The organism is Methylobacterium sp. SyP6R (genome assembly GCF_019216885.1).
In the GTDB taxonomy this organism is placed as follows: domain Bacteria; phylum Pseudomonadota; class Alphaproteobacteria; order Rhizobiales; family Beijerinckiaceae; genus Methylobacterium.
Genome location: NZ_JAAQRC020000001.1, coordinates 5,853,846 through 5,879,642, shown reverse-complemented (window position 1 = coordinate 5,879,642; position 25,797 = coordinate 5,853,846). Strand labels below are relative to the sequence as shown.

General features: G+C 69.0%; 22 protein-coding genes. 8 read left to right on the top strand and 14 right to left on the bottom strand.

The genetic code is table 11. The features are described from left to right. Window positions 1–187 precede the first annotated feature (187 nt). The 10 genes from HBB12_RS27030 to coxB form a co-directional block, all read right to left on the bottom strand. Window positions 188–1,231 carry a hypothetical protein gene (locus HBB12_RS27030; RefSeq protein ID WP_442919326.1) on the bottom strand — a complete coding sequence of 348 codons (1,044 nt, stop codon included), beginning with the start codon at window positions 1,229–1,231 and terminating at the stop codon, window positions 188–190. 15 nt (window positions 1,232–1,246) lie between these two features. Continuing rightward, window positions 1,247–4,252: a penicillin-binding protein 1A gene (locus HBB12_RS27025; protein ID WP_236992186.1), complete on the bottom strand. Its 3,006-nt coding sequence runs from the start codon at window positions 4,250–4,252 to the stop codon at window positions 1,247–1,249. Window positions 4,253–4,342: 90 nt separating this feature from the next. Beyond that, window positions 4,343–5,143, bottom strand: a complete 801-nt coding sequence (locus HBB12_RS27020; protein WP_236992185.1) for an SURF1 family protein — start codon at window positions 5,141–5,143, stop codon at window positions 4,343–4,345. Then, entirely contained in the window at window positions 5,140–5,508 is a 369-nt protein-coding gene (locus tag HBB12_RS27015; RefSeq protein ID WP_236992184.1) for a DUF983 domain-containing protein, read from the bottom strand. Before HBB12_RS27015 ends, HBB12_RS27020 begins: the two co-directional genes overlap by 4 nt. Before the next feature lie 112 nt (window positions 5,509–5,620). After that, window positions 5,621–6,481, bottom strand: a complete 861-nt coding sequence (locus HBB12_RS27010; RefSeq protein WP_236992183.1) for a cytochrome c oxidase subunit 3 — start codon at window positions 6,479–6,481, stop codon at window positions 5,621–5,623. 177 nt (window positions 6,482–6,658) lie between these two features. Continuing rightward, window positions 6,659–7,252: a cytochrome c oxidase assembly protein gene (locus HBB12_RS27005; RefSeq protein WP_236992182.1), complete on the bottom strand. Its 594-nt coding sequence runs from the start codon at window positions 7,250–7,252 to the stop codon at window positions 6,659–6,661. 22 nt (window positions 7,253–7,274) lie between these two features. Further along, complete coding sequence (locus tag HBB12_RS27000; protein ID WP_203154411.1) at window positions 7,275–7,430, bottom strand: cytochrome c oxidase system small membrane protein; 156 nt, start codon at window positions 7,428–7,430, stop codon at window positions 7,275–7,277. Window positions 7,431–7,456: 26 nt separating this feature from the next. Beyond that, window positions 7,457–8,407 (bottom strand): heme o synthase, encoded by a 951-nt coding sequence (locus tag HBB12_RS26995; protein ID WP_236992912.1) that lies wholly within the window; start codon window positions 8,405–8,407, stop codon window positions 7,457–7,459. 130 nt (window positions 8,408–8,537) lie between these two features. Next, complete coding sequence (gene ctaD / locus HBB12_RS26990) at window positions 8,538–10,166, bottom strand: cytochrome c oxidase subunit I (protein ID WP_236992181.1); 1,629 nt, start codon at window positions 10,164–10,166, stop codon at window positions 8,538–8,540. A 106-nt stretch (window positions 10,167–10,272) separates the two neighbouring features. Further along, window positions 10,273–11,145, bottom strand: coding sequence for a cytochrome c oxidase subunit II (gene coxB / locus HBB12_RS26985; RefSeq protein WP_236992180.1), 873 nt, complete (start codon window positions 11,143–11,145; stop codon window positions 10,273–10,275). A 300-nt stretch (window positions 11,146–11,445) separates the two neighbouring features. Here coxB and HBB12_RS26980 point away from each other — a divergent pair, with 300 nt between their 5' ends. Both HBB12_RS26980 and HBB12_RS26975 read left to right on the top strand, forming a co-directional pair. Further along, window positions 11,446–12,354: a LysR family transcriptional regulator gene (locus tag HBB12_RS26980; RefSeq protein ID WP_236992179.1), complete on the top strand. Its 909-nt coding sequence runs from the start codon at window positions 11,446–11,448 to the stop codon at window positions 12,352–12,354. Between the two features lie 265 nt (window positions 12,355–12,619). Beyond that, entirely contained in the window at window positions 12,620–14,311 is a 1,692-nt protein-coding gene (locus HBB12_RS26975) for a methyl-accepting chemotaxis protein (RefSeq protein WP_236992178.1), read from the top strand. A 97-nt stretch (window positions 14,312–14,408) separates the two neighbouring features. On the opposite strand, the gene HBB12_RS26970 is transcribed toward HBB12_RS26975, so the two are convergent. Then, entirely contained in the window at window positions 14,409–14,621 is a 213-nt protein-coding gene (locus tag HBB12_RS26970; protein ID WP_236992177.1) for a hypothetical protein, read from the bottom strand. A 255-nt stretch (window positions 14,622–14,876) separates the two neighbouring features. On the opposite strand from HBB12_RS26970, the gene HBB12_RS26965 reads away from it, so the two are divergent. From HBB12_RS26965 to HBB12_RS26945, 5 genes are read left to right on the top strand one after another with little or no spacing between them, the layout of a single operon-like run. Then, complete coding sequence (locus tag HBB12_RS26965) at window positions 14,877–15,374, top strand: formate dehydrogenase subunit gamma (RefSeq protein ID WP_236992176.1); 498 nt, start codon at window positions 14,877–14,879, stop codon at window positions 15,372–15,374. Next, window positions 15,371–16,933 carry a formate dehydrogenase beta subunit gene (locus tag HBB12_RS26960; RefSeq protein ID WP_236992175.1) on the top strand — a complete coding sequence of 521 codons (1,563 nt, stop codon included), beginning with the start codon at window positions 15,371–15,373 and terminating at the stop codon, window positions 16,931–16,933. Before HBB12_RS26965 ends, HBB12_RS26960 begins: the two co-directional genes overlap by 4 nt. 11 nt (window positions 16,934–16,944) lie before the next feature. Continuing rightward, window positions 16,945–19,806, top strand: a complete 2,862-nt coding sequence (fdhF, locus tag HBB12_RS26955; RefSeq protein WP_236992174.1) for a formate dehydrogenase subunit alpha — start codon at window positions 16,945–16,947, stop codon at window positions 19,804–19,806. Beyond that, a complete protein-coding gene (gene fdhD, locus HBB12_RS26950; protein ID WP_236992173.1) occupies window positions 19,793–20,614 on the top strand; it encodes a formate dehydrogenase accessory sulfurtransferase FdhD in 822 nt (273 codons plus the stop codon). The genes fdhF and fdhD overlap by 14 nt, the downstream gene beginning before the upstream one ends. A 46-nt stretch (window positions 20,615–20,660) precedes the next feature. After that, window positions 20,661–20,915 carry a formate dehydrogenase subunit delta gene (locus tag HBB12_RS26945; RefSeq protein ID WP_442919325.1) on the top strand — a complete coding sequence of 85 codons (255 nt, stop codon included), beginning with the start codon at window positions 20,661–20,663 and terminating at the stop codon, window positions 20,913–20,915. A gap of 30 nt (window positions 20,916–20,945) precedes the next feature. On the opposite strand, the gene HBB12_RS26940 is transcribed toward HBB12_RS26945, so the two are convergent. The 3 genes from HBB12_RS26940 to HBB12_RS26930 all read right to left on the bottom strand — a co-directional run bounded on the left by HBB12_RS26940 (window position 20,946) and on the right by HBB12_RS26930 (window position 25,228). Continuing rightward, window positions 20,946–22,589: a pilus assembly protein TadG-related protein gene (locus tag HBB12_RS26940; protein ID WP_236992171.1), complete on the bottom strand. Its 1,644-nt coding sequence runs from the start codon at window positions 22,587–22,589 to the stop codon at window positions 20,946–20,948. Further along, entirely contained in the window at window positions 22,586–23,020 is a 435-nt protein-coding gene (locus HBB12_RS26935) for a TadE/TadG family type IV pilus assembly protein (protein ID WP_236992170.1), read from the bottom strand. Before HBB12_RS26935 ends, HBB12_RS26940 begins: the two co-directional genes overlap by 4 nt. A 462-nt stretch (window positions 23,021–23,482) precedes the next feature. Beyond that, window positions 23,483–25,228, bottom strand: coding sequence for an ATP-binding response regulator (locus tag HBB12_RS26930; protein ID WP_236992169.1), 1,746 nt, complete (start codon window positions 25,226–25,228; stop codon window positions 23,483–23,485). 308 nt (window positions 25,229–25,536) lie between these two features. Here HBB12_RS26930 and HBB12_RS26925 point away from each other — a divergent pair, with 308 nt between their 5' ends. Then, a complete protein-coding gene (locus HBB12_RS26925) occupies window positions 25,537–25,764 on the top strand; it encodes a hypothetical protein (protein WP_236992168.1) in 228 nt (75 codons plus the stop codon). The last annotated feature ends 33 nt before the right edge of the window (window positions 25,765–25,797 follow it).

Here is a 25,797-nt window from a genome sequence, read left to right as displayed (position 1 = left end):
ACCCTCTCACCTCATCCTGAGGTGCGACCGAAGGGAGCCTCGAAGGAGGGCTCCAGAAATCTCAGGGATATCTGGAGATCTCCTTCGAGGTCAGTCGATCTTCGATCGACTGACGCCTCAGGATGGGGTCGTTGGTAGGAGATTTGCGTCGGTTATTCTTGGCAGATGAACCTGTTGTAACCGATATTCACTCCTTCGCCAGCGCATCCGCGAAGGCCGCGATGCGGTTGCGCGCATAGGTCGGCAGGCCGGCGCTGATCGAGGTGCCGGTGTTGAACGAGGAATTGCCCATCAGCACCTGGGCCGGCAGCAGGTTGCGCAGGACCGGGACGCGCTCGTATTCCTTCTTGCGGTCGAGCACGTCGGCCTTGATGCCGAGCGTCATGTAGGCGGTGACCACCGTCTTGTCCGGCTCGCCCGCCACCGGCTGCATCACCGCCAGGAACTTGCCGAAGCGCAGGATCTGGTTGACCCAGAAGATGTTCTGCTCCATCGCGCCGGCCACCGGCGCCTCGATTTTGGTGAGCTGGACGAGCTTCCCCGCCTCGTCGGGCGGCAGCACCCGCAACTCGCTCTGGAACGAGACGTATTCGGCGATCTTCTTAGACCCGTCCTCCAGCTTGTTGGCGAGCTTGACCCCGAGCGGCAGCTTGCCCTCGAGGTCGTAGCGCGACTCGATGCAGGTGGTGTCGGGGGCCTCGCACCACGGCCGGTCGGGCCGGCGGGCGAAGGCGGCGGCGGGGTCCTTGGTCGGGGTCGCGTCGGCCGGGTTGAGGGTCTTGTGCTTGATCGCCGGGTCCATCCGCGACAGGAACGGGATCGTGGCGAAGCGCTTCAGGTCGATGCGGTCGGCCGCCCGCGGCACGATGAACCGCGCCTCGGCGACATAGACCTTCAGCGCCTCGTGCCGGGGCTTGGCCACCCCGTTCACCGTCTGGACGTAGTCGGGCTCGACGTAAGCGGGATAGGGCGCGAGCAGGGCCTTCTGGGCTGGGCTGCGCTTGCCCCACTCCGTGAAGGGTACCAGCCCGCTCTCCGGGCTCGCCGGATTGTCGCGGTGATCGGTGACCGCGATGGTGTTCGGTGCGAGTCCCGCCGGATCGAGGCTCGTCACCGCCGGCACGTCCTTGGTGCGGTACTCGGCGTATGCGGGGGAGGCCGCGAGCGTCGCGGCGAGCACGAGCGGAAAGAGGCGCGGGCGCGCCGTCAGGCTGTCACGCACGGGATTCATCCTGTTTGGTTCGGGTCAGTAGTTCGGGTCTTCACCGAACGGGTAGTCGGGGTCGCGCCGGCGCGGCCGGCGGACGACCTCGTCGTCGTCGCCGAAGGGCGAGCGGCTGCGCGCGCCGGGCCAGTACGGCTCGGGCGCCGGCACCGGCTGGGCGCGGCGGGCATAGGGCTGCGGATCGGGCCGGCCGAACAGGCCGCCGAACGGATCGTAGCGGTCGGAATCCGGCGCCTCGTCGGGCATGCGGCCCGGGTTCTCGCCCGGGAGGCCGTCCTGCTCGTCGCCGTCCTGCTCGCTGTCCGGCCGCATCGCGTAGATCTGCTCCTGCGGCACCAGCTTGAAGCGGGTCTCGGCGAGGCGGCCATCCACCGAGAGGCGGAAATGCTCCATGAAGCCGCCGCCGGCCACCCGCTGGCCCGAGCGCAGGTCGATCGGCGCATCGGCGATCAGCCCCTTGGCCTCCGGGCTCGGGCCGGTGAGCGGCGTCTTCGGCACCCCGTTGGCCCAGGCGGCCTGGAGCACCTGGGCGAAGATCGGCACCCCGAGATGGCCGCCGGTCTGGCCGCGTCCCAGCGTCCGGCGCTTGCCGTCGGCATTGTCGTAGCCGACCCAGACCACGATGCTGATCTCGTTGGTGAAGCCGGAGAACCAGGCGTCGTTCTCGTCCTCCGAGGTTCCGGTCTTGCCGGCGACGAAAGGAGAGAACCGGGCGAGCGCCGCGGCCGTGCCCCGCTGTGTCACGCCCTGGAGGATACTCTTCAGCTGGTAGAACGCCACCCGGTCGGCCGAGCCGATGCGGGCGAGCGGCCGATCGGCGTGCTGGTAGAGCACCTTGTCGCCCTGCGTCACGCTCTCCAGCCCGTAGGGCGAGGGCCGCTCGCCCTCGTTGGCGACAGCCGCATAGAAGGCCGCGAGATCGATCATCCGCACCGGCTGGGCGCCGAGCACGAAGGGATAGTAGCGCTCGCACTCGGCGTAGAGCTGGGCTTCGAGCGCGATGTCGCAGACCTTCTGCAGGCTCGCCGGGGCCTTCTCGGCGATGCCGCCGCGCAGGAGCTGGGCGGTGACGAGGTTCTTCGAATGCTCCAGGCCGCGGCGCAGGGTGGTGGGGCCGGAGCCGCCGCCCTCGTAGTTCTTCGGCGACCACGAATCGCCCACTCCGCCGATCGGCGGCAGCGTCACGCGGGCATCCATCACCAGGGTGTTGGGCTGCAGGCCCGCATTGAGCGCGGCGAGATAGGTCAGGGGCTTGAGGGTCGAGCCGGGCTGGCGCACGCTCTGCGTCACCCGGTTGAGCTGGCTCAAGGGATAGGAGAAGCCGCCCGCCATGGCGAGGATGCGCCCGGTGCGGTTCTCCATCACCAGCACCGCGCCCTGGACCTGCGGGCGGACGCGCAGGTCGGCCCGGGGGACGCCCTTGCCGTCCCACAGCTTGACCCGCACCACGTCGTAGGGTGAAAGTCGCCCGCGGGCCGCGCCCGGGTTCAGGCTCGCGACCCGCCCGTCGGCGAGGCCGACGCGTACCCCGGCCGAACCGCCGGTGGACAGCACGATCGCCGCCGGCCAGTGCACGTCGTAGAGCGGCAGGCGCGCCGTCTCCAATGCCCGCTGCCAGGCGGGCTTGGGGCCGGCGGGCTTCAGGCCGGCGGGCTTGGCCACCTTGGGCTGCTTGTGCCCCTTCTTGCCTTTCGGCGCGGGCTCCGGGGGAGGGGCGGGAGCCGGCTCCGGCGCGGGCGCCGCGGCCTCGATCCGGCGCACGGCATCCGCGAGGTTCGCCTCCGGCCCCTCGTAGCGGGCACGGCCGGTCGAGGCCTCGTAGCGCGACAGGCTCTCCTGCAGGATGCCCTCGGTCGCCTCCTGGAGGCCGGCATTGAGGGTCGAGCGCACGGTGTAGGCGCCGGCCGTCAGCGAATCGAGGCCGGCCAGCGTCCGCGCCTCGCGGGTGAGATGGTCGACGAAGTGGAAGCCGGCATCCTGGCGCAGGCGCTCCAGCGGCGCGAGGCCCAAGGGGGCGGCGAGCGCCGTATTCATCTCGGCTTCCGTGATCGTGCCCTCCTCCTTCATGCGGGTGAGGACGTAGGCGCGCCGCTCCCGCGCCCGCTCGGGGTAGCGGTCGGGGTTGTAGAAGTTCGGGCCCTTCGGCATCCCGCCGAGGAGCGCCGCCTCCGCCACGTTGAGATCCCTGACGGATTTGCCGAAATAGCTGCGCGAGGCCATCTCGACGCCGTAGGCGCCGCGTCCGAGATAGATCCCGTTGAGGTAGAGGCCGAGGATCTCGGGCTTCGTCATCACCCGCTCGGCCCGGGCCGCGACGATCATCTCGCGGATCTTGCGCTCGTAGGTGACGTCGTCGCCGACGGAGAGGTTCTTCACCACCTGCTGGGTGATGGTCGAGCCGCCCTGCGGCCGTCCCGGCGAGGCGAGGTTGCCGATGAAGGCGCGGATCACCCCGCGCTCGTCGATGCCGTGATGGGTGAGGAAGCGCTTGTCCTCGGCGGCGATGAAGGCCTTCTGAACCAGCGGCGGAATCTCGCCGATCGGCACCGCGACCCGGCGCCCGTTGGGCTCGAAGGTCTCGGAGAAGCGGTTGCCGCGGCCGTCGAGGATCGTGGTCGCGCCCGGCAGCCGCAGGGTCTTGAGGGCGTTGGCGTCCGGCAGGTCGGTGACCGCCTTGTTGTAGAACTCGATCACGTCCCGCGCCACGAAGGGCGAGTTCGCCGGGTTCTCGCCCTTGCAGAACTGCTTGTAGCTCGTGTTCAGCTCGCCGATGTCGAGGCCGTGCAGCAGCTTCGATTCACCCGCGACCGCCTTCGGATCCTCCATCGCGGTCGAGATCAGGTCGTCGAGGTTGATGTCCTCGATGTCGAAGGCCTTGCGCATATGGGCGCAGCCGTCGCGCAGGAGTTGCACCACCTCCGGCCCGTCCTTCGCCGGATCGAACTGCGTCCGGATCGCGTCGGGACGGGTGGTGACCTGACTGAGCGTCAGGGCCGTGGCAAACAGCTTGATGAGGATCGCGTTCATCGATGACCGGAGGGCCGGGGGCGCCCGTGGGAGAGACCCGGCGAGACAAGCGCCTGGCGGGATGAACCGAGCCTGGACAACGCGGCTGTTTTAAGGACGCGGCGGGGTGGCTGTTGACGGCGCGGCACCCTCCACAGGCTCCGGCCGCAGGCGCCGGAGCGCGAAGGCCGCGAACACCCCGACGAGGCAGAGCGCGAGGCCGAACCAGGTGAAGGCGTATTGCAGGTGGTTGTTCGGCAGGTCGACCCGGAGCTGCCCGCCCTTCGGCCAGCCGCCGGGATTGGGCGTCGCGTCGGCCTCGATCAGGTAGGGGGCGACGCCCGTCAGCCCCTTGGCGGCGGCGATGCCCGGAACGTCGCGGTTGAACCACTCGCCGGTCTGCGGGTTCGGCGCCGGCACGAACATCCCCCGCGCCTCGCTCTGGCGCAGCATTCCGGTGATCGTGGTCTCGCCCTCGACCTGGCCGGCGGCGCGGCGGGCGACGTCCTTCAGCTCGGTCGGAACGAAGCCGCGATTGACCAAGACCGTGCGGCCGTCGTCGAGGCGCAGCGGGGTGATCACGTAATAGCCCTGGAGCGCCCGGCCGGGCGTGTCGCCGGGGGCGAGGCCGTGGACCAGCGTCTCCTTGTCGTTGAGGAGACGGCCGCTGGCGCGCACCCGCTCGAACTCGTCCCGGGCCGGATCGAACCGGTCGAAGGCCGGAAGCGCCGCCGGCGGCTCGATGCGCGAGCGGGCGACGATCCGGTCGATCAGCGCCTCCTTCCAGGCCTTGCGCTCGAGCTGCCAGACCCCGAGGCCGATCAGGATGCAGAAGCACACCAGGCTCGCGAGGGCGGGAGCGACGAGGTCGCGCAAGGCCGCGCGCCGCTCCGCCGGGCTCAAGGCGCTCACCGGAAGCGGCCCTGGGCGGCCTTGTTGGCATATTGCAGCGCCGCCATCATGCCCTTGAGCGGGCGGACCAGGATCAGGCTCAGCACGATCGAGAGCGGCGCCCAGAGCAGGGCATGGACCCACATCGGCGGCTCGTAGGCGAACTCCACCCACATGGCGAGCGCCACCACCACGATGCCGACGATCGACATGACGAAGAAGGCCGGGCCGTCGGCGGAATCGATGAAGCGGTAATCGAGCCCGCAGACCTCGCAGGACGGGCGGAAGCTGAGGAAGCCCTTGAACAGATGCCCCTCGCCGCAGCGCGGGCAGCGCCCGCGCAGGCCCACGGTCGCCGGTGAGTCGACGGTGCGGTTGTGCTCCATGGGCCTGGCTCCTGAGCGATTACGCGCGATGGTCCCGATCTGGGAGTCGCGCACCATAAGAAAAAGGGCGGCTTGCGCCGCCCTCTCATGATCCTGGTGCAGCCGGAGGCCGTCAGTGCGCCGCAGCGTGGCCGACGCCCGAGCCCCAGACGTAGATCGCGGCGAACAGGAACAGCCACACCACGTCGACGAAGTGCCAGTACCAGGCGGCGAACTCGAAGCCGAGGTGCTGCTTCTGGGTGAACTGGCCGAGATAGGCCCGGTACAGGCAGATCGCGAGGAAGATCGTGCCGATGATGACGTGGGCGCCGTGGAAGCCGGTCGCCATGAAGAACGTGGCCGAGTAGATGCTGCCCGAGAAGCCGAAATGGGCGTGGCCGTACTCGTAGGCCTGGACGAAGGAGAACAGCACGCCGAGGGCGATGGTCAGCCACAGGCCGTACTTCATCCCCTTGCGGTCGTTGTGCAGGAGAGCGTGGTGGGCCCAGGTGATCGTGGTGCCCGAGGTCAGCAGGATCAGGGTGTTGAGCAGCGGCAGGTGCCAGGGGTCGAAGGCCTCGACGCCCTTCGGCGGCCACAGGCCCCCGGTGAACTCGACCCGCGAGGCCTGGATCGGATCGGCGGTGTAGAGCGCCGCCTCGAAATAGGCCCAGAACCAGGCGACGAAGAACATCACCTCGGAGGCGATGAACATGATCATGCCGTAGCGGTGCGACAGCTGCACCACGCGGGTATGATCCCCGGTATTGGCCTCGTGCGTGACGTCCCGCCACCAGCTGAGCATGGTGTAGAGCACGCCGAGCAGGCCGGCGAAGAAGACGTAGGGGCCGAGCGCCATGTTGGCGACGGTCAGGCTCTTCATCCACAGGACGGCGCCCGTCGTCATCGTGAAGCCGCTCATCGAGCCGATGAGCGGCCACGGGCTCGGATTGACGAGGTGGTAGTCGTGGTGCTTCCCGTGCGCCTCGGCCATCGTGTCGGGTCTCCTGCCTGGTCTCGAACCGGTCGCGCCCCGCGCCGGCCGTGGATCTTGGTGTTCGGGAGGCGGCTCGTTCCCCCGGCGCCGCGGCGTCCCCCGCCCACGGCTGTCCACGGTCACGCTTTAATGCCGCCCCGGCGGATTTGTCACCTCGTCAATTGTCCCATCCCGTCAATTGGGCTTGGTCCCCCCCGGCGTCGCGAGGGCGGCCTGCGGCTGGCCGTTCTTCGACGCGAAATAGGTGTAGGACAGGGTCATCTCGGTGAGGTCGCGGGTGTTCGAATCGGCCTTGATGCCGGGCTCGACGTAGAACACCACCGGGAAGTCCATGGTCTCGCCGGGCTGGAGCGTCTGCTCGTTGAAGCAGAAGCACTGCACCTTGACGAAGTAGCCGCCGGTCAGCCCGGGCTGGAGGTTGAAGGTGGCGATGCCGGTGCTCGGCGTGGTGCCGGCATTGGTGACGCGGAAGAACACCGTCTGGGTCGCGCCGAGCCGGGCCTCGACCTGCGGCGTCTCCGCCACGAAGCGCCAGGGGAGGCCGGGCGCGACGTTGGTGTCGAAATGCACCACCATCGTGTCCTGGCTCGCCGGGCCGCTGGCGGCAGCGCCCCGGAGCGGCGTGCCGTCATAGCCGGTCGCCTTGCAGAACAGGTCGTAGAGCGGGACGAAGGCGAAGGCGAGCGCCGTCATCCCGACCACCAGCCCGAGGCAGGCGAGCGCCGTGGTGCGGGCCTTCTTCTGCATCTGATGACGCGGATCGGTCATGACGGCATCGCCTCGCGGATCGTCACAGCGGCCGGTTGAGGACCTGGGGGCCGAGCTTAGCGATCGTCAGCACGTAGAAGATCAGGACCAGGGCGGCGAGCACCATCGCGATCGCGATGGAGCGCTTGCGCCGGCGCTGGACCTCGTCGGGGGTGAGTTGCTGGGGCACCGGACTCATCACTGCGTCACCGAGGGGAGGGCGCTTCAGCCGAAGACCGGCCGGAACAGCCCGAGGCCCTGTTCCGCCAGCAGGGCGGAGAAGAGCAGGAACAGGTAGAGGATCGAGAAGCCGAACAGGCTCATCGCCGCCTTGTTGGCCGCCTCGCCCTCGCGCCGGCGCAGCACCTGGACGCTGAGCGCCACCATGGCCAGCCCACCGACGAGGCCGACGACGCCGTAGATCAGGCCGCCGAAGCCGAGGAAGACCGGGGCGAGGCCGAGCGGGGCCAGCAGCACCGAATAGGCGAGGATCTGGCGGCGGGTGGAATCCGGCCCGGCGGTGTTCGGCATCATCGGGATGCCGGCGCGGGCGTATTCGCCGGCCTTGACCAGCGCCAGCGCCCAGAAATGCGGCGGGGTCCAGATGAAGATGATCAGGAACAGGACCGTGCCCTCGATCCCGATCGACCCGGTGACCACGGCCTGGCCGATCATCGGCGGGAGCGCACCGGCGGCACCGCCGATCACGATGTTCTGCGCCGTCGAGCGCTTCAGCCACATCGAGTAGACCACGGCGTAGAACACGATGGTGAAGGCGAGGAGCCCCGCCGACAGCCAGTTCGCCGCCAAGCCCAGCACCAGCACCGAGCCGACCGAGAGGGTGAGCCCGAAGGACAAAGCCTCGCCCGGCTGGATCCGCCCGGCCGGGATCGGCCGGGTGCGGGTGCGGGTCATCACCGCGTCGATGTCGGCGTCCCACCACATGTTGAGGCAGCCCGAGGCGCCGGCCCCGACGGCGATCATCAGGAGCGAGATCGCCCCGATCACCGGGTTCACGTGCGACGGCGTCACCGTCATGCCGACGAGGGCGGTGAAGATCACCAGCGCCATCACCCGGGGCTTCAGGAGCGCGAAGTAATCCGCGACCTCGCCGCCGGAGCTGTTCGCCTCGACGAAGGGACGGTCGGAGATCGCGCTGTTCGACAGGGTGGTCATGCTGGGTGTCGCGGCCATCGTGGGAAGGTTTCGCGTGCGAGGGTTGAGTGTCGCGCTCCTCGCCGGAACGCCCGCCAGGCGCTCGGGGGAAGAGCGGGGGCCGCGCTCGGGCGGCCCCCTCTCGGATCGGTCAGTGGGCGTGGGACGGCTCGTCCACGATCACCGGCAGGGTCTCGTACTGGTGGAAGGGCGGGGGCGAGGACAGGGTCCACTCGAGGGTGGTGGCACCCTCGCCCCACGGGTTGTCCGCGGCTCGCTCCTTGGAGCGGAAGGCGAGCACCACGCCGATCACGAACACGACCATGCCGAGGGCGAAGATGTGACCGCCCATGGTGGCGACCCAGTGCCAGCCCGCGAAGGCCTCCGGATAGTCGGCATAGCGACGCGGCATGCCGGCGAGGCCGAGGAAGTGCATCGGGAAGAACAGCACGTTGGCGCCGATGAAGGCGAGCCAGAAGTGCAGCTTGCCGGCCCATTCCGGGATGATGCGGCCGGTCATCTTCGGGAACCAGTAGTAGACACCGGCGAAGATGATGAACACCGCGCCGAGCGACAGCACGTAGTGGAAGTGCGCGACGACGTAGTAGGTGTCGTGCAGGTAGCGGTCGACGGCGGCGTTGGCCAGGATCACGCCGGTGACGCCGCCGACGGTGAACAGGAACACGAAGCCGACGGCCCAGTGCATGGCGGCGGTGAAGCGGATCGAGCCGCCCCACATCGTGGCGATCCAGGAAAAGATCTTCACGCCGGTGGGGACCGCGATCACCATGGTGGCGAACACGAAGTAGGACTGGGTCTGGAGCGTGAGGCCCACGGTGTACATGTGGTGGGCCCACACCACGAAGCCGACGACGCCGATCGCCACCATCGCGTAGGCCATCGCCAGGTAGCCGAAGACCGGCTTGCGCGAGAAGGTCGAGATGATGTGCGAGACGATGCCGAAGGCCGGCAGGATCATGATGTAGACTTCGGGGTGGCCGAAGAACCAGAACAGGTGCTGGTACAGGATCGGGTCGCCGCCGCCGGCCGGGTCGAAGAAGGTCGTGCCGAAGTTGCGGTCGGTCAGCAGCATGGTGATCGCGCCGGCCAGGACCGGGAGCGACAGCAGCAGCAGGAAGGCGGTCACCAGCATCGACCAGGCGAACAGCGGCATCTTGTGCAGGGTCATGCCCGGCGCGCGCATGTTCAGGATGGTGGTGATGAAGTTGATGGCGCCGAGGATCGAGCCCGCGCCCGACAGGTGCAGGGCGAAGATCGCGAAGTCGACGGCCGGGCCGGGATGGCCGGCGGTGGAGAGCGGCGGGTAGACGGTCCAGCCGGTGCCGGCGCCGACCGCGCCCGGGGCGCCCTCGACGAACAGCGAGCAGACGAGGCTCATGAAGCCCGCGACCGTCAGCCAGAACGAGATGTTGTTCATGCGCGGGAACGCCATGTCCGGCGCGCCGATCATCAGCGGCACGAACCAGTTGCCGAACCCGCCGATGAGGGCCGGCATCACCATGAAGAACACCATGATGAGGCCGTGCCCGGTCACGAACACGTTGTAGGTCTGCGGGTTGGAGAAGTATTGCAGGCCGGGGGCCTCCATCTCCATCCGGATGCCGAATGACAGGAACGCGCCGACGATGCCCGCCGAGAAGGCGAACAGCAGGTAGAGCGTGCCGATGTCCTTGTGGTTGGTCGAGTTGAACCAGCGCGTGAAGAACGGTGGGGTGTGGTCGTGGGCGTGGTCGTGCCCTGCCGCAACGGCTTGAGCCATGGGGTCAGCCTCTTCGAGGAATGTCTCGGTCGGTCTGTCGAAAGGGGCGGGGCGCGCCGGCGGCGGCACCCCGCATCATGAAATCAGTCGGCGTTCGCGAAGCGGATTACTTCGCTTCAGCAAACTTGGCGCCGCCGTCGGTGCGGGCGAACTTGGTCTTGGCCTCGGCGGTCCAGGCCTGGAAGGCCTGCTCGCTCACCACCTTCACGGTGATCGGCATGTAGGCGTGGCGCTGGCCGCACAGCTCGGAGCACTGGCCGTGATAGACGCCCTCGCGGTCGGCCTTGAACCAGAACTGGTTGAGGCGGCCGGGGATCGCGTCGATCTTGAAGCCGAAGGACGGCATCGCCCAGGAATGCATCACGTCGGCGGCGGTGACCTGGATCTTCACGATCTTGTTCACCGGCACCACCATCTCGTTGTCGGTGGCGAGCATCTTGGGCTGGCCGGACTTCACCTGGTCCTCGCCCTCGAGCAGGTTGGCGTCGAACTTGAAGCCGCCGACCGCCTCCGGGTACTCGTAGGACCAGTACCAGGCGTGCCCGATGACCTTGACCATCAGGTCGGCCTTCGGGTCGGAGAGCTGCGTGCGCAGCACCCGGAACGACGGGATCGCGATCGCCACGAGGATCAGCACCGGGACGATCGTCCAGGCGACCTCGAGCATCGTGTTGTGGGTGGTGCGCGACGGGGTCGGGTTCTTCGTCTCGTTGAACTTGACCACCACCGCGATCAGCAGGGCGAGCACGAACAGGACGACGACCAGCATGATCCAGTTCAGGAGGTGGTGGAAATTGTAGATTTCCGTCGCCACCTCGGTCACGGGCTTCTGCAGGTCCATCTGCCACGGCACCGGCTGGCCGATGCCCGCCGCCGACACGGCCGTGGCGGTGCCGAGGAACCCGGTCGTCGCCAGCGCCGCTGCGCCTCCCCAGAAGCCCCGGCTCAACCGCCGGCCTTGCGCCCTCGCCATCCCCATCTGCCCTCGATGCTCCCCAACAGGCTGTGTGCCGGCAACGGCTGCCCGCGCGTCGGGAGCGCCGTCCTGTCTCGGTCGTAGGATGCCGGCCCGCCGCCCTGCGGCCGGAACCCGGCCGAGACCCGGTCAGGCGTCTCTCACCACAATGCCGCCGCAAGCGCAACGGCGTTGGCGTCGCATCGGCGTTCCGAATTCGCCTGTGGACACTGGACATTCGTCTTGATGCTCGAATGATTCCGCGAAACCGTGCTCGGCCTCGCAGGGCCGTTTCGAGCCGCTGGACGTGACCTTGACCCTTCGATGATCGACCGTCTCGAGTTCATCCTGGCGCTCGCCCGCGAGCAGCATTTCGGCCGCGCCGCCCAGGCCTGCGGGGTGTCGCAGCAGACCCTCTCGGCGGGGGTCAAGCAGCTCGAGGAGCGGCTGGGTGTGCTTCTCGTGCAACGCGGCTCGCGCTTCCAGGGATTCACCCCGGAGGGCGAGCGGGTGCTCGACTGGGCCCGGCGCATCGTCGGCGATGCCCGCGCCATGCGCCAGGAGGTGGCGGCCCTGCGCCGTGGCCTCTCGGGCACGCTGCGGATGGCGGCGGTGCCGACCGCGACCCCGATGGTCGCCGCACTCACGACGCCGTTCCGCGCCCGCCACCCGGCGGTGCGCTTCTCGGTGCAGTCCGCGACCTCGCACGAGATCATCCGACAGATCGCCAATCTCGAACTCGATGCGGGCCTCACCTACATCGAGGACGAGCCATTGGGGCGCGTCACGGCGCTGCCGCTCTACCGCGAGCATTACCGCCTGCTGACCGCCGCCGACGGGATCTATGGCGGACGCGCGAGCGTGACCTGGGCCGAGGTCGGCCGCATCCCGCTCTGCCTGCTGACGCCCGCGATGCAGAACCGCCGCATCATCGACCGCCACCTGCGCGCCGCCGGCGCCGAGCCGGCACCGCTGCTCGAATCGAACTCGATGATCGTGCTCGTGACGCATGTGCGCACCGCCAAATGGGCGAGCATCATGCCGGCGGCGCTCGCCGAGACCTTCCGGCTCACCGAGCGGGTGCGGGCGGTGCCGATCACCGATCCGGACGTCAGCCACATGATCGGCCTCGTCGTCCCCGAGCGCGATCCCATGACCCCGCTCGTTACCGCCTTCCTGGCCGAGGCGCGGGCGATTGCGCCGGACCTGGCAGCGGAGGTGGCGGCGCTCTGAGCATTGGGGCCGAACCGTGCACGGGGTACCCTGTATTTCGATGCATCGGCAGGCAGATTGCGCGGTTCCCAAGCATATTCTGCCGATATGGGCCGCTTTCGCCGCACGATCTGCGATCGATCGGGGCCTGATCCGCGGGGAGATGCTTGATGGCGTCTGTCGCTTTCGGTTTTGATATAACACGTTAAACGCGCGACGTTAATCCAGGCTTATGAATGGTGCAGCTGAATTCTGCGCCTGCAGGACGGACCGGCCGAGGCCTCCCATGGTGCGATTGTCCCATCTCAAGATTCTCCCCAAGATCGTCGGGGCGGTGGGGCTGATCGGCGCCCTGCTCGGCGGCAGCCTGTGGTACGCGCAGTCGCAGCTCGCCACGATCAACGCCGATTACGGCGCCTTCCTGCGGCACGAATCCAAGGCGGCGGCGAACATGCGCCAGCTGAACCGCCTGATCTTCGACATGAACTACCGGGTCTTCCGCATCGCATCGGAGACCGACCAGAAGCGGATCGAGTCGGACGGCCGGGCCTTCGAGGCGGCGATCCCCGAGATCGCCCGGGTGCTGGCCGACCTGCGCGTCCAGGCACCGGCCTTCTCCGCGCGCATCGCCGCGCAGGCGACCCGGGCCGAGGCCTACATCAAGGCCGTGTCCCAGGTGCTGCGGCTCGGCCGCGAGAACAAGAACTGGGAGGCGATCGACCTCGCGCACGAGACCGTCGACCCGACCTTCGATGCCATGGTGGAGGAGGGCAAGGCGCTCGCCCGCGACATCACCCAGGCGGTGGATCAGGGTGCGGCGCGGCTCGACGCCGAGACGGCGGCGACCCGCTTCCACCTGCTCCTGTCGGGCATCGCCGCCCTCCTGGCCGGACTCACCGCGGCGGCGCTCATTGCGGTCGTCGGCATCACCCGGCCGCTGCGCGGCCTCGTCGGCGTGCTCGAGCGCATGGCGCGGGGCGAGATCGACGCCCGCATCGGCGCGGCGTCGCGGCGCGACGAGGTCGGGGCGGTCGCCCGGGCGGTCGAGGGCATCAAGGCGATGGTCGCCCGCAAGGCCGCCGAGGAGGCGGAGGTCCGCCGCCGTGCCGACGAGGCCGCCGCAGGCGCGCGCCGGCAGGCCATGCTGGATCTCGCCGACGGCTTCCAGGGCGCCGTCGGCGGCATCGTGCATCAGGTTTCGGCTTCGGCGGCCGAGCTGCAGGCGACCGCCCGGACCATGACCGCCACCGCCACGGAGACGGCGGGCCGGTCGACGACCGTCGCGGCGGCCGCCGAGGAGGCCGCCGTCAACGTCAACACCGTGGCGGCGGCGGCCGAGGAACTCGGCGCCTCGGTGCACGAGATCGCCCGCCAGGTCCAGGGCTCGGCCGAGCTCGCCCAGGCCGCCGTGCACGAGGCCGACCGGACCGGGCAGCTGGTCCAGGCCCTACGCGAGACCTCGGGCCGGATCGGCGAGATGGTCGGGCTGATCTCGACCATCGCCAGCCAGACCAACCTTCTGGCGCTGAACGCCACGATCGAGGCGGCGCGGGCCGGCGAGGCCGGCCGCGGCTTCGCGGTCGTCGCCGCGGAGGTCAAGCAGCTCGCCACCCAGACCGGCCGGGCGACCGAGGACATCGCGCGCCAGATCGGCGAGGTCCAGAGCGTCACCGACCGGGCGGCGGCGGCGATCGGCGGGATCACCGGACGCATCCGCGAGATCGACAGCGTGGCGACGTCGATCGCGGCGGCGGTGGAGCAACAGGGCGCGGCGACGCAGGAGATCGTCCGCAACGTGAGCCAGGCGGCGACCGGCGCCGGCGAGGTGACGAGCAACATCACCGGGGTCGCCCACGCCTCGGAAGAGACGGGCGCGGCGGCACGCCGGGTCCTGTCCTCGTCCACCGACCTGTCGCGTCAGTCCGAGCACCTGGACGCCGAGGTGCAGCGGTTCCTGGCGACGGTGCGGGCGGCGTAGGACGCCGATCTCGGAGGACATCACGACCGACGCTGGGCGCTCCCGGCCGGCACCGGGATCGCCCCGGGGACGCGGAAAGCCTGCGCCTGCCCGTGCGTCACCCGTGAACCGGACGGATCGGGCGTGGGCGGCAGAGCGGCAGGCTCTCCTCTCCCGACTTCACGATCGACAGTCCTGGATGTCGGGCTTCGCCGCGCGATCCCGGAACGAGGATGGCGATGTCGTCGTCCGCCGGCGTGATCGAGCGGGTTGCGGCTTCGTGAAAAGACGATGTGGAGCGCGCATGTCTCGTCAGGATGCGCTGCGTCACTTCCGGGCGTTCCGATGATCCCGGAAATTCCGCCCGTCCCGAAGACGTGGGCGCAACGCCCCCGTCCGCCGATCACCGCTTCCGCCCGATGCCCGGAACTTTCGTCGTAGGGATCGCGCTCACACCTTCTTTCTCGTTCGTAAATACCGGTTTTAACAAAAATTCCCTGTCGTGCCACCGAACCACGCGCTTGATCCGATGGCCTAGACCGCCCAGGCTGCACCCTAGAACGACAACGATCTGGGTTGGAAACCGATGTCGGGCCGAGACCTTGGCCGCGCGAGCGCATACGAATCCTGGGACGCCGAGCGGGCGGCCGGGATCATCGCCGGCCATGCGCACCGCGAGGGCGCCACCCTGCCGATCCTGCACGCCTTGCAGGAGACCTTCGGCTACGTCGATACCGCGGCGGTGCCGCTGATCGCCGAGGCGCTGAACCTGTCGCGGGCGGAAGTCCACGGCTGCCTTACCTTCTACCACGATTTCCGCAAGGAGCCGGCGGGCCGCCACACCGTGAAGCTGTGCCGGGCCGAGGCCTGCCAGGCGGTGGGGGCCGACGCGCTCCATGAGGACGTGCTGCGCCGCTACGACGTCGCCTGGCACGGCACCACCCGGGACGGGCAGGTGACGGTCGAGCCGGTCTTCTGCCTCGGGCTCTGCGCCTGCGGCCCGGCGGCGCTGATCGACGGCGAGCCGGTCGGCCGCCTCGACCTCGACACCCTGGCCGATGCGCTGACGGAGCGGGCCGCGTGAGCATCACCCTCTATCTCCCGAAGGACGCTGCGAGCCTCGCGCTCGGCGCCGACCGCGTCGCCAAGGCGATCCAGCGCTCGGCGCAGGCCCGCGGCCTCGACGTGACGCTGGTCCGCACCGGCTCGCGCGGCATGCTGTGGCTGGAGCCGCTGCTCGAGGTCGAGACGCCGGCGGGGCGCATCGCCTACGGGCCGGTGCGACCGGGCGACATCGAATCCCTGCTCGATGCCGGGCTCACCGAGGGCGGGGCGCATCGCCTGCGCATCGGCCGGCCCGAGGACCAGTCCTATTTCGCCCGCCAGCAGCGCCTGACCTTCGGCCGCTGCGGCGTGATCGATCCGGCCTCGGTCGAGGATTACCGGGCCCATGGCGGCTATCGCGGGCTCGAAGCCGCTCTGGCGGCCGGGCCCGCCGGCACCGTCGAGGCGGTGAAGGCCTCGGGGCTCCGCGGTCGCGGGGGCGCCGGCTTCCCGACTGGCATCAAGTGGAACACGGTGATGCTGGCGCAAGCCGAGCAGAAATACGTGGTCTGCAACGCCGACGAGGGCGACTCCGGCACCTTCGCCGACCGGATGCTGATGGAGGGCGATCCGCTCACGCTTATCGAGGGCATGACGATCGCGGCGGTCGCGGTCGGCGCCACCCGCGGCTACATCTATTGCCGCTCCGAGTACCCGCACGCCTTCGCGGCGCTCGAAACCGCCATCGCGGCGGCCGAGCGGGCGGGCACTCTCGGCGCGAACGTGATGGGCTCGGGCCACGCCTTCCACCTGGAAGTGCGGTTGGGCGCCGGCGCCTATATCTGCGGCGAGGAGACCTCGCTGCTGGAGAGCCTGGAGGGCAAGCGCGGCCTCGTGCGGGCCAAGCCCCCGATCCCGGCGCTCAAGGGCCTGTTCGGCCAGCCGACGCTGGTCAACAACGTGCTCTCCTTCGCCGCCGTGCCGTGGATCCTGGAGCATGGCGGTCCCGCTTACGCCGCCTACGGCATGGGCCGCTCGCTCGGCACCCTGCCGATCCAGCTCGCCGGCAACGTCAAGCGCGGCGGCCTGATCGAGACCGCCTTCGGGCTCACGCTCCGCGAGGTCATCGAGGATTTCGGCGGCGGCACGGCGTCGGGCCGCCCCTTGCGCGCGGTGCAGGTCGGCGGGCCGCTCGGCGCCTATTTCCCCGAATCGCTCCTCGACACGCCCCTCGACTACGAGGCCTTCGCGGCGAAGAAGGGCCTGCTCGGCCATGGCGGCATCGTGGTGTTCGACGACACCGTCGATCTCGCCCGCCAGGCCCGCTTCGCCTTCGAGTTCTGCGCCGCCGAGTCCTGCGGCAAGTGCACGCCGTGCCGGATCGGCGCGGTGCGCGGGATGGAGACGATCGACAAGGTGCTCGCCGGCGAGTCGCCCCGCGAAAACCTCGCCCTCGTCACCGACCTCTGCGAGGTCATGACCGACGGTTCGCTCTGCGCCATGGGCGGGCTCACGCCCGTGCCGGTGATGAGCGCGCTCACCCATTTCCCGGAAGATTTTTCCGGCCGCGGCGCCAAGCTGCCGCTGGCCGCCGAGTGAGGACGCAACGAATGGCCCTCATCAAGGAAATCGACTACGGCACCCCGATCCGCGTCTCCGACCAGAGCGTGACGCTGACGATCGACGGCCAGAGCGTGACCGTGCCCGCCGGCACCTCGGTGATGGCGGCGGCGATGCATGCCGGAACGCAGATCCCGAAGCTCTGCGCCACCGATTCGCTCGAACCGTTCGGCTCGTGCCGCCTCTGCCTCGTCGAGATCGACGGGCGCCGCGGCACGCCGGCCTCCTGCACCACCCCGGCCGAGAACGGCATGGTGGTGCATACGCAGAGCGACAAGCTCGCTCGCCTGCGCAAGGGGGTGATGGAGCTCTACATCTCCGATCACCCGCTCGACTGCCTGACCTGCTCGGCCAACGGCGATTGCGAGTTGCAGACCCAGGCCGGCACGGTGGGCCTGCGCGAGGTGCGCTACGGCTATGACGGCGCCAACCACGTCTCGAAGAACTCCGAGCTGTATCTCCCGAAGGACGAGTCGAACCCGTACTTCGCCTACGACCCGTCGAAGTGCATCGTCTGCAACCGCTGCGTCCGGGCCTGCGAGGAGGTGCAGGGCACCTTCGCGCTGACCATCGCCGGCCGCGGCTTCGATTCGCGGGTGGCGGCCGGTCCGACCGACTTCTTCAATTCCGAATGCGTCTCCTGCGGCGCCTGCGTGCAGGCCTGCCCGACGGCGACGCTTCAGGAGAAGTCCGTCATCGCGATGGGCCAGCCGGAGCATTCCAAGGTCACGACCTGCGCCTATTGCGGCGTCGGCTGCGCCTTCAAGGCCGAGATGCAGGGCGACCGGATCGTCCGCATGGTGCCCTACAAGGACGGCAAGGCCAACGAGGGCCATTCCTGCGTCAAGGGCCGCTTCGCATACGGCTACGCCACCCACCAGGACCGCATCACCAAGCCGATGGTGCGCGACAAGATCACCGATCCCTGGCGCGAGGTGTCCTGGGAGGAGGCGATCCAGCACGCGGCCACCGCGTTCAAGCGGATCCAGGCCCAGTACGGCCGCGACTCGATCGGCGGCATCACCTCGTCGCGCTGCACCAACGAGGAGGCCTACCTCGTCCAGAAGCTGGTTCGCGCCGGCTTCGGCAACAACAACGTCGATACCTGCGCCCGGGTCTGCCACTCGCCGACCGGCTACGGCCTGATGTCGACGCTGGGCACCTCGGCCGGCACCCAGGACTTCAAGTCGGTCGAGCAATCCGACGTGATCCTGGTGATCGGCGCCAATCCGACCGACGGCCACCCGGTCTTCGGCTCGCGGATGAAGAAGCGCCTGCGCCAGGGCGCCAAGCTGATCGTGATCGATCCGCGCCGGATCGACCTCGTCAAGTCGCCCCACATCAAGGCGACGCACCATCTCCCGGTGAAGCCCGGCGCCAACGTGGCGATGGTCAACGCCCTCGCCCACGTCATCGTGACGGAAGGCCTGATCGACGAGGCTTACGTCCGCGAGCGCTGCGACCTCAAGGATTTCGAGATCTGGGCCCGCTTCATCGCCGACGAGCGCCACGCGCCGGAGGCGGTGCAGGAACTCACCGGCTGCGACCCCGCCGAGGTGCGGGCCGCCGCCCGTCTCTACGCCAAGGGCGGGGCCGCAGGGATCTATTACGGGCTCGGCGTCACCGAGCACAGCCAGGGCTCGACCATGGTGATGGGCATGGCGAACCTCGCCATGGCCACCGGCAATATCGGCAAGCCGGGTGCCGGCGTGAACCCGCTGCGGGGCCAGAACAACGTCCAGGGCTCCTGCGACATGGGCTCGTTCCCGCACGAGCTGACCGGCTACCGCCACGTCTCGGACGACGCGACCCGCGAGACCTTCGAGGCCCTGTGGGGCGCGCAGCTCTCGCCCGATCCGGGCCTGCGCATCACCAACATGCTGGACGAGGCCGTCGCCGGCACGTTCAAGGGCCTCTACATCCAGGGCGAGGACATCGCCCAGTCGGATCCGGACACGCACCACGTCACCGCCGGCCTGCGCGCGATGGAATGCATCGTCGTCCAGGACCTGTTCCTGAACGAGACCGCGAAATACGCCCACGTCTTCCTGCCGGGCGCCTCGTTCCTGGAGAAGGACGGCACCTTCACCAATGCCGAGCGGCGGATCAGCCGGGTGCGCCAGGTGATGGCGCCGATGGGCGGCTACGGCGACTGGGAGGGCACGGTGCTGCTCTCCAACGCGCTCGGCTACCCGATGAACTACACGCATCCGTCGCAGATCATGGACGAGATCGCGTCCCTGACCCCGAGCTTCGCCGGCGTCTCCTACGCCAAGCTCGAGGAGCTCGGCTCGATCCAGTGGCCCTGCAACGACAAGGCGCCGCAGGGCACGCCGATGATGCATGTCGACCGCTTCGTGCGGGGCCTCGGCCGCTTCATGCTGACCGAGTTCGTGCCCACCGACGAGCGCACGACCCGCAAGTTCCCGCTGGTGCTCACCACCGGCCGGATCCTGTCGCAGTACAATGTCGGGGCGCAGACGCGGCGCACCGCCAACTCGCTGTGGCATCCCGAGGACGTGCTCGAGATCCATCCCTTCGACGCCGAGACCCGCGGCATCGTCGACGGCGACCTCGTCAGCCTGGAGAGCCGGTCCGGCGACATCGCCCTGAAGGCGCGGGTCACCGAGCGGATGCAGCCCGGCGTGGTCTACACCACCTTCCACCACGCCAAGACCGGCGCCAACGTCATCACCACCGACTACTCGGACTGGGCGACCAACTGCCCCGAGTACAAGGTGACGGCGGTGCAGGTTCGGCGTACCAACCGGCCCTCCGATTGGCAGGCCCGGTTCTATGAGGAAGACATCTCCCTCACCCGCATCGCCCAGACCCTCGATGCCGCCGAATAACGGTCTCGCGACCTGTCATCCCGTCCCGATCCGGACCGTCGCCTATGGCCGCGGCGAGGACCGGGACGGGGAGCGGTCGCTCGCCGTCGAGATGCCGGTGAACGTGATCTACGGCGACGTGCCCTACGCCGTCATGATGACGACGCCGGCGGATCTCGCCGATTTCGCCTACGGGTTCAGCCTGACCGAGGGGATCGTGGCCAACGCGGCCGAGATCCGCGGCGCCCGCGTCGAGACCGGGGAGGGGGGCCTTCGCCTCGTCGTCGACCTCGTCCCGGGCCGCCTGCGCGAGCACCTCGCCCGCAAGCGGGCGCTCTCGGGCCGCACCGGCTGCGGCGTCTGTGGCATCGACGACCTGAAGGACATCCCGAAGGCCGACCGGAAAGCGGCGCAGGGCGTCACGGTCTCCCTCTCGGCGGTCGAGCGGGCGGTTCAAGCCCTCGACGACCTCCAGGTGCTCGGCCGCGAGACCCGGGCGGTCCATGCCGCGGCCTGGGCTACCTGCGAGGGTCGCGTCGCGATGGTGCGCGAGGATGTCGGGCGCCACAACGCCCTCGACAAGCTGATCGGCGCGCTCCTGCGCGCCGGCACGCGACCCGAGGACGGTTTCCTCGTCATCACCAGCCGGTGCTCGTTCGAGATGGTCGAGAAGGCCGCGAGCTTCGGCGCCGCCGTGCTGGTGGCGATCTCGGCCCCGACCTCGCTCGCCGTCGAGCGCGCCGCCAAGCACGGCTTGACCCTGGCGGCGATCGCCCGCCGCGACACCGTCACCCTGTTTACCGCGCCCGAGCGCCTGATCGTTCCGTGAGTTGTTTGTAATGAGCGCCGCCGATCCCGCCGAAAAACTCGTCCGCATGGCAAACCAGATCGCCGCCTTCTTCCGCTCCTACCCGGAGGACGAGGCGGTGGCGGGCATCCACAAGCACATCGTGGCGTTCTGGACCCCGCGCATGCGCGAGCAGCTCGCCGCCTATTGCGGCGAGGCCGATCACGGCCTCGATCCCCTGGCGCTGACCGCCCTTGAGGTCACCCCGAAGGCCCGCGCCCCGATCCCGGACGCGGTGACCGACCCGCACGAGCAGGGATTGGGGGCGAGCGACGCGGGGTGAGGCGACGGTCGCGCTCGGGCGGCGAGCGGGTTACTGAACGAGGACCGCCCCGCCACACCGGGTGCCCGTGACGGCGACATCTGCGGAGCCGAGCTGGACCCCGGCGACGGTGAGGATGGAGGCCAGGACGGTGTCGATCGGCGCTGCCGCCGCGCTCAGGGCGGCGGAGACCACGGTCCTCAGGTCGACCAGGCCCGGCAGCCCGAGGCCGTTGACTTGCAGGTCGATATTCGTGAGCAGGGATGCCGTCAGGGACGAGGCGATGGTGTTGGTCGAGACGGTTCTCACCCGTCCGGCCCGGATGTCGCTGTCGGTGAACGTCACGGATTGTGTCGAGGAGCCGAGCTGCAGGGCTGCGGCCCCGGTGACCGTGACGAGGGGTGCCTCCAGGATCGTCGTCGGCACGAGGCTGGGGCGGGGCGAGCCGAGATCGAGTGCGCCGGGCGGAGCCTGGCCGACCGCGAGGTATGCGACGCCGGTCGCGACGTCGAGTTTGACGCTCCGCTCGCCGACGGCGTTCCACGGGCAGGTGACCCCCTTCAGGACGGTGCGCGCCGGCGCAAGCTCGACGTAGACCGGAAGGTACAGGCTGGCGAGGGCGAGTGGTCCGGGAATCCAGAACTCGACGAGAACCCGTTGCTGGGCGGCGCTCAGGCTGCCGCCGAGGCCCACGAACCCGGACGTGCGCCACGCCTCGCCGACGCGCATCGTCACCCGGGTGCGTGCGAGACCCGGGAGCGTGGCGCCGAGATCGAGGCTGACCTGATTGGCCGAGTTCGCCAGGAGGGCGGTCCCGGTGATCAGGTCGAGGGCATTCACCCAGAGCGCCTCGCCGGTCTGCGAGACGGGGGAGGCGCCGAGTTCGCCCGCCGTCAGCAGCCCGGCCAGGCGAATGGAAGCGCCGGCGCCGCTCAAGGCCGCCGTCAGGGCATTCAGGGACGACCGGGAGGACGCAGTCGCGCCACCCGGCTCGGCCGCCGTCAGGATCAGCGCCATGACATCGGCGATCGGCAGGCTGCTCTTCAGGACGTCGTCATACGTGCCGGCCTGGAGGTTCAGCCGGGACGCCGCCCCGCGCAGGAGGCCGAGCGCATCGACCCTCAGACTGGCCAGGGCGCGGTAATCCATGATCGTGAAGGAGACGGCGGTACCGAGCAGGCGCGACAGCAGGGCGTTGGCGATGCCGCCATCGACTCCGACGAGGCGCGATCCGAGGCCGAACGCCGCGAGATCCGCCCGCATCGCCGTGGCCTCGCCGGACACCGTGAAGCTTGCCGGTCCGCCCACGATCCGCGCGAAGGCCGTCCGCACGGTGCTGGCGACGCGGACCCGGGTCGCATTCGGCGCTTGTCCGGCCGGGGTGAACCGATCGGCCGCTGGCACCGCGCGGTCCGCCAGATAGGTGCCGGCTGCGATGGCCAGTCCGTCCGCGGTGCGGTATCCGTTGTCGAACAGCGACCGGGACGCGGCGATGGGGCTGTTGCCGGCCCGCGCCGCCGCGAGTGCTGCAAGATCGACCGCGGACTGGACCCGACGTTTCTCGAGATAGACCTGACCGAGATCGATCCCGAGACCGGCGAAGCCGCAAAGGATCGTCGCCAGGATGGCGACGAGGGGTGCGATCGATCCCGTCCGATCGACGCCGAAGCGCCGGCGCGGCGTGCCCGCCATCATAGCCCGCCCCTCCGGATGCTGGCCGAGCGCGAGAGGGTCTGTGGGAACGGCACCACCGGGGGCAGCAGGTTGAGCAAGGTCGTCTTGAGATCGTACCGCAGCGTCACGGTGAAGAGATCGGGATCGTCCGGGTCCGGCTTGGCGTCGACGACGAGGGCATCCGTTCGGAGCAGCCCGCTTCCTGCAATGCTTCGTTGTGCGGCGGCCGTCGCGAGCATGGCGCGCTCGGTCGGGTCGAGCCCGGCGACGGCCGCGCGCGCGGCTTCACCGGCCGCATTCTGTAGACTATGGGCGGTGCCGATAAAGCTTCCGAAGGCGACGATTCCGAGCAGGATCGCCAGTAATGCAGGGGCAAGGATCGCGAACTCGACCGCGGCCGAACCCGACCGGTGATGGACGAACCGCGTCGGCGAAAGGCGGGAGAGAGGCATTGGCAACCCCGGGTTGATCAACCTGAGATTGATTGCAATATAAGAAAGTTACGCGAAAGTTAACATCGGTCGACAGTTCGTCGATCGTATCGGGCTTGATATTTTCCGTCGTATAACGATAAAGTACCAGTTGCTGACATAATCTCGATCGATTTAATGTTATTCCATAGAATGAACGGCAATTTTATATGTTAAAAATCGCGAGATTGAGATTTTTATTCGTATTTTAAGATACAAACAAAAATTTCAACAACTTTATTTTAAACATAGATCAAATCATCATCGAGAGAATCAGTTGAGACATTGAATTTGATCGATCGGGATCGAAACGGGCTGGCCAGCGCTACGCGCGTGCGAGGGCGGAGTGGTGTCCCGCTGCAGCGACGTTGCATGCCCGCCGAACCTCGCCGTGCGAACGCCGCCGTCTCTCGGTCGTGGCGCAGACGGTTCGCAGCGCCTCGGTCATTCGATCCCGCCGGTTCCGTGCGGCAGCCGGATCGCGAAGGTCGAGCCCGGCTCGGTCCCATGCGTCTCCGCCGTGGCCTGCCCGCCATGCAACTCGGCGATGCGCTTGACGATCGAGAGCCCCAGGCCCGTCGAGCCTTCTCCGGCGGTGGGCTTGGCCGAAAGGCGCTGGAAGCGGCCGAACAGGCGGCCGATATCCTCCGGCGACAGGCCTGGCCCGTGGTCGCGCACCGCGTAGACGGTCTCGTCGGCTTCACGCGTCACCGTGACGACGATCTCGGCGCCGGCCGGCGAATACTTGATGGCGTTCGAGATCAGGTTGTCCATCGCCTCGCGCAGGCGCTCGGCGTCGCCGTGGAGCGTGAGGCCGGCGGCGATCTCCGAGCGCAGGGTCTGGCCCTTGGTCTCGGCCAAAGGCGCGTTGGCCTGCGACACCTCGCGGGCGAGGCCGGCGAAATCCACCGGCTCGCGCCGGACCACGATGTCGAGCGCGTCGTTCATCGCATCGGCGATCAGGGTCTCGATCATGCCGGTGAGGCGGCGCGCCGTCTCGCGGATATGGCCGATCTGGGCGTGCATCGCTTCCGTGGGCGGCGGCCTCGCCTCGATCATGTCGCCCAGCATCTCGGTCCGGCCGAGGATCACCGCGAGCGGGTTCTTCAGGTCGTGGGCGACGGTGCCGAGGATCTCGGTCTTGAGCTGATTGGCGCGGCGCAGGTCCGAGCGCTGCATGGCGAGCCGCCGGTTGGCCCGCATCAATTCGCCGGTGCGCTCCACCACCCGCTGTTCCAGGCCGATATTGGCCCGCTGCAATTGCTCGTAGAGGATCACGTTGTCGAAGGCGACCGACAGGCGCGAGGTGAACAGGCCGATGAGCGCCCGGTCTGTCTCCGAAAGCGAGCGGTCGGCCTTCAGCAGGGCGACGATCTCGCTGCCGCTGGCGGTGTGGACGTAGAGGGTCGACCAGCGGTCGCCGAAGGTGTGGCGCCGCTCCGCGAAGGCGCGGGCGACGATCTCGCGCACGTCGTTGTCGAGGGGGCGCTGCCCGTCGCCGGCGAGGTGCTGGTAGCAGCCGGAGCCCGCGAGCACGCTCACCGCATCCTGCGGGCCGGATTGCTCGCGCAGGACCAGGATGCCCTCGCAGGCGACGTTGAGGAGCGAGGAGACCTGGGTCAGCACGCCCTCGGCCAGCCGCTGCATCGACTTGTAGTCGAGCAGCATCGGGGCGGCGTCGATGATGATCTCGAGCCCGCGCCGCGTCTCTTCCAGCCGCTTGAGCTGCTGGTAGGCGCGCAACGCCGCGGTCAGGCTGGTGAACAGCTTGTCGGCGGTGAGCTCGGTCTTCGCCTTGTAGTCGTTGATGTCGTAATCGACGATGACGCGCCGCTCCGGCGCCTGGCCGGGCTGCCCGGTGCGCAGGATGATGCGCACCGTGTCGTCCTTCAGCTCGCGCCGCACGAAGTCGACGAGCTGCAGGCCCGCATCGTCGGTCTCCATCACCACGTCGAGCAGGATCACCGCCATGCCGCGCCGGGCCGAGAGCAGGGTCCTGGCCTCCGCCGCCGAATAGGCGGAGATGAGTTCGAGCCCCGCCCCGTCGAGGCCGTAGCCGGACAGTGCGAATCGGGTGCCCTCGTGCACGGCGGGATCGTCGTCCACCACCATGACCGGCCAGGCGGCCGCTTGCAGGTCCTCGCCGGGCTCGTCGTCCGGCAGGAGGAAGAGGATGTCGTCGTCGCTCATCGACCGTCCGTTGAGGGCCTGCGCGGACCGGTTGGCAAGGCGCCGCGCGTTATCCTGGCGGGCCCGAGCCGTCAGGACAAGATCACACCCGACGATCCGCACCGCTTGCCCCGACCGGCCCGGTCCCGCGTCGCCGGCGGAGTGTCGGAATCTCGATGCGACGACACGGCGACGGCGGCAGCCCGCGAACGGCACGGCATGACGTCTTGTGCGCGAGAGCACATCCCGCGCGGCGATCGTTGCCACGTAATGCTCGTGCAACAGAGCCCGCCTACAAGCACCGCGCTTGCAGACAAGGGAGGCACGCCATGCTTCACGTGGTCCCGGGACATGTCGGCGCGACCGCCGCCCCGCTGCCGGAAGGCGCACCCTGGCAGCGGGATCTCGATGCCCTGAACGCGCTCCTGCAGGATTCCCGCCCGCGCGGCCCGAGCCGGGCCCAGATCGCCGCCTTGATCGAGGCCGAGGCACCCGGCGCCCTCTCGGCCGCCTCCCGCGCCCGGCTCGCCGGACGGTTGGCCGATATCCTCGCCTGAACCGGATCCTCGCCCGAGATCCGTCTTTTCCGG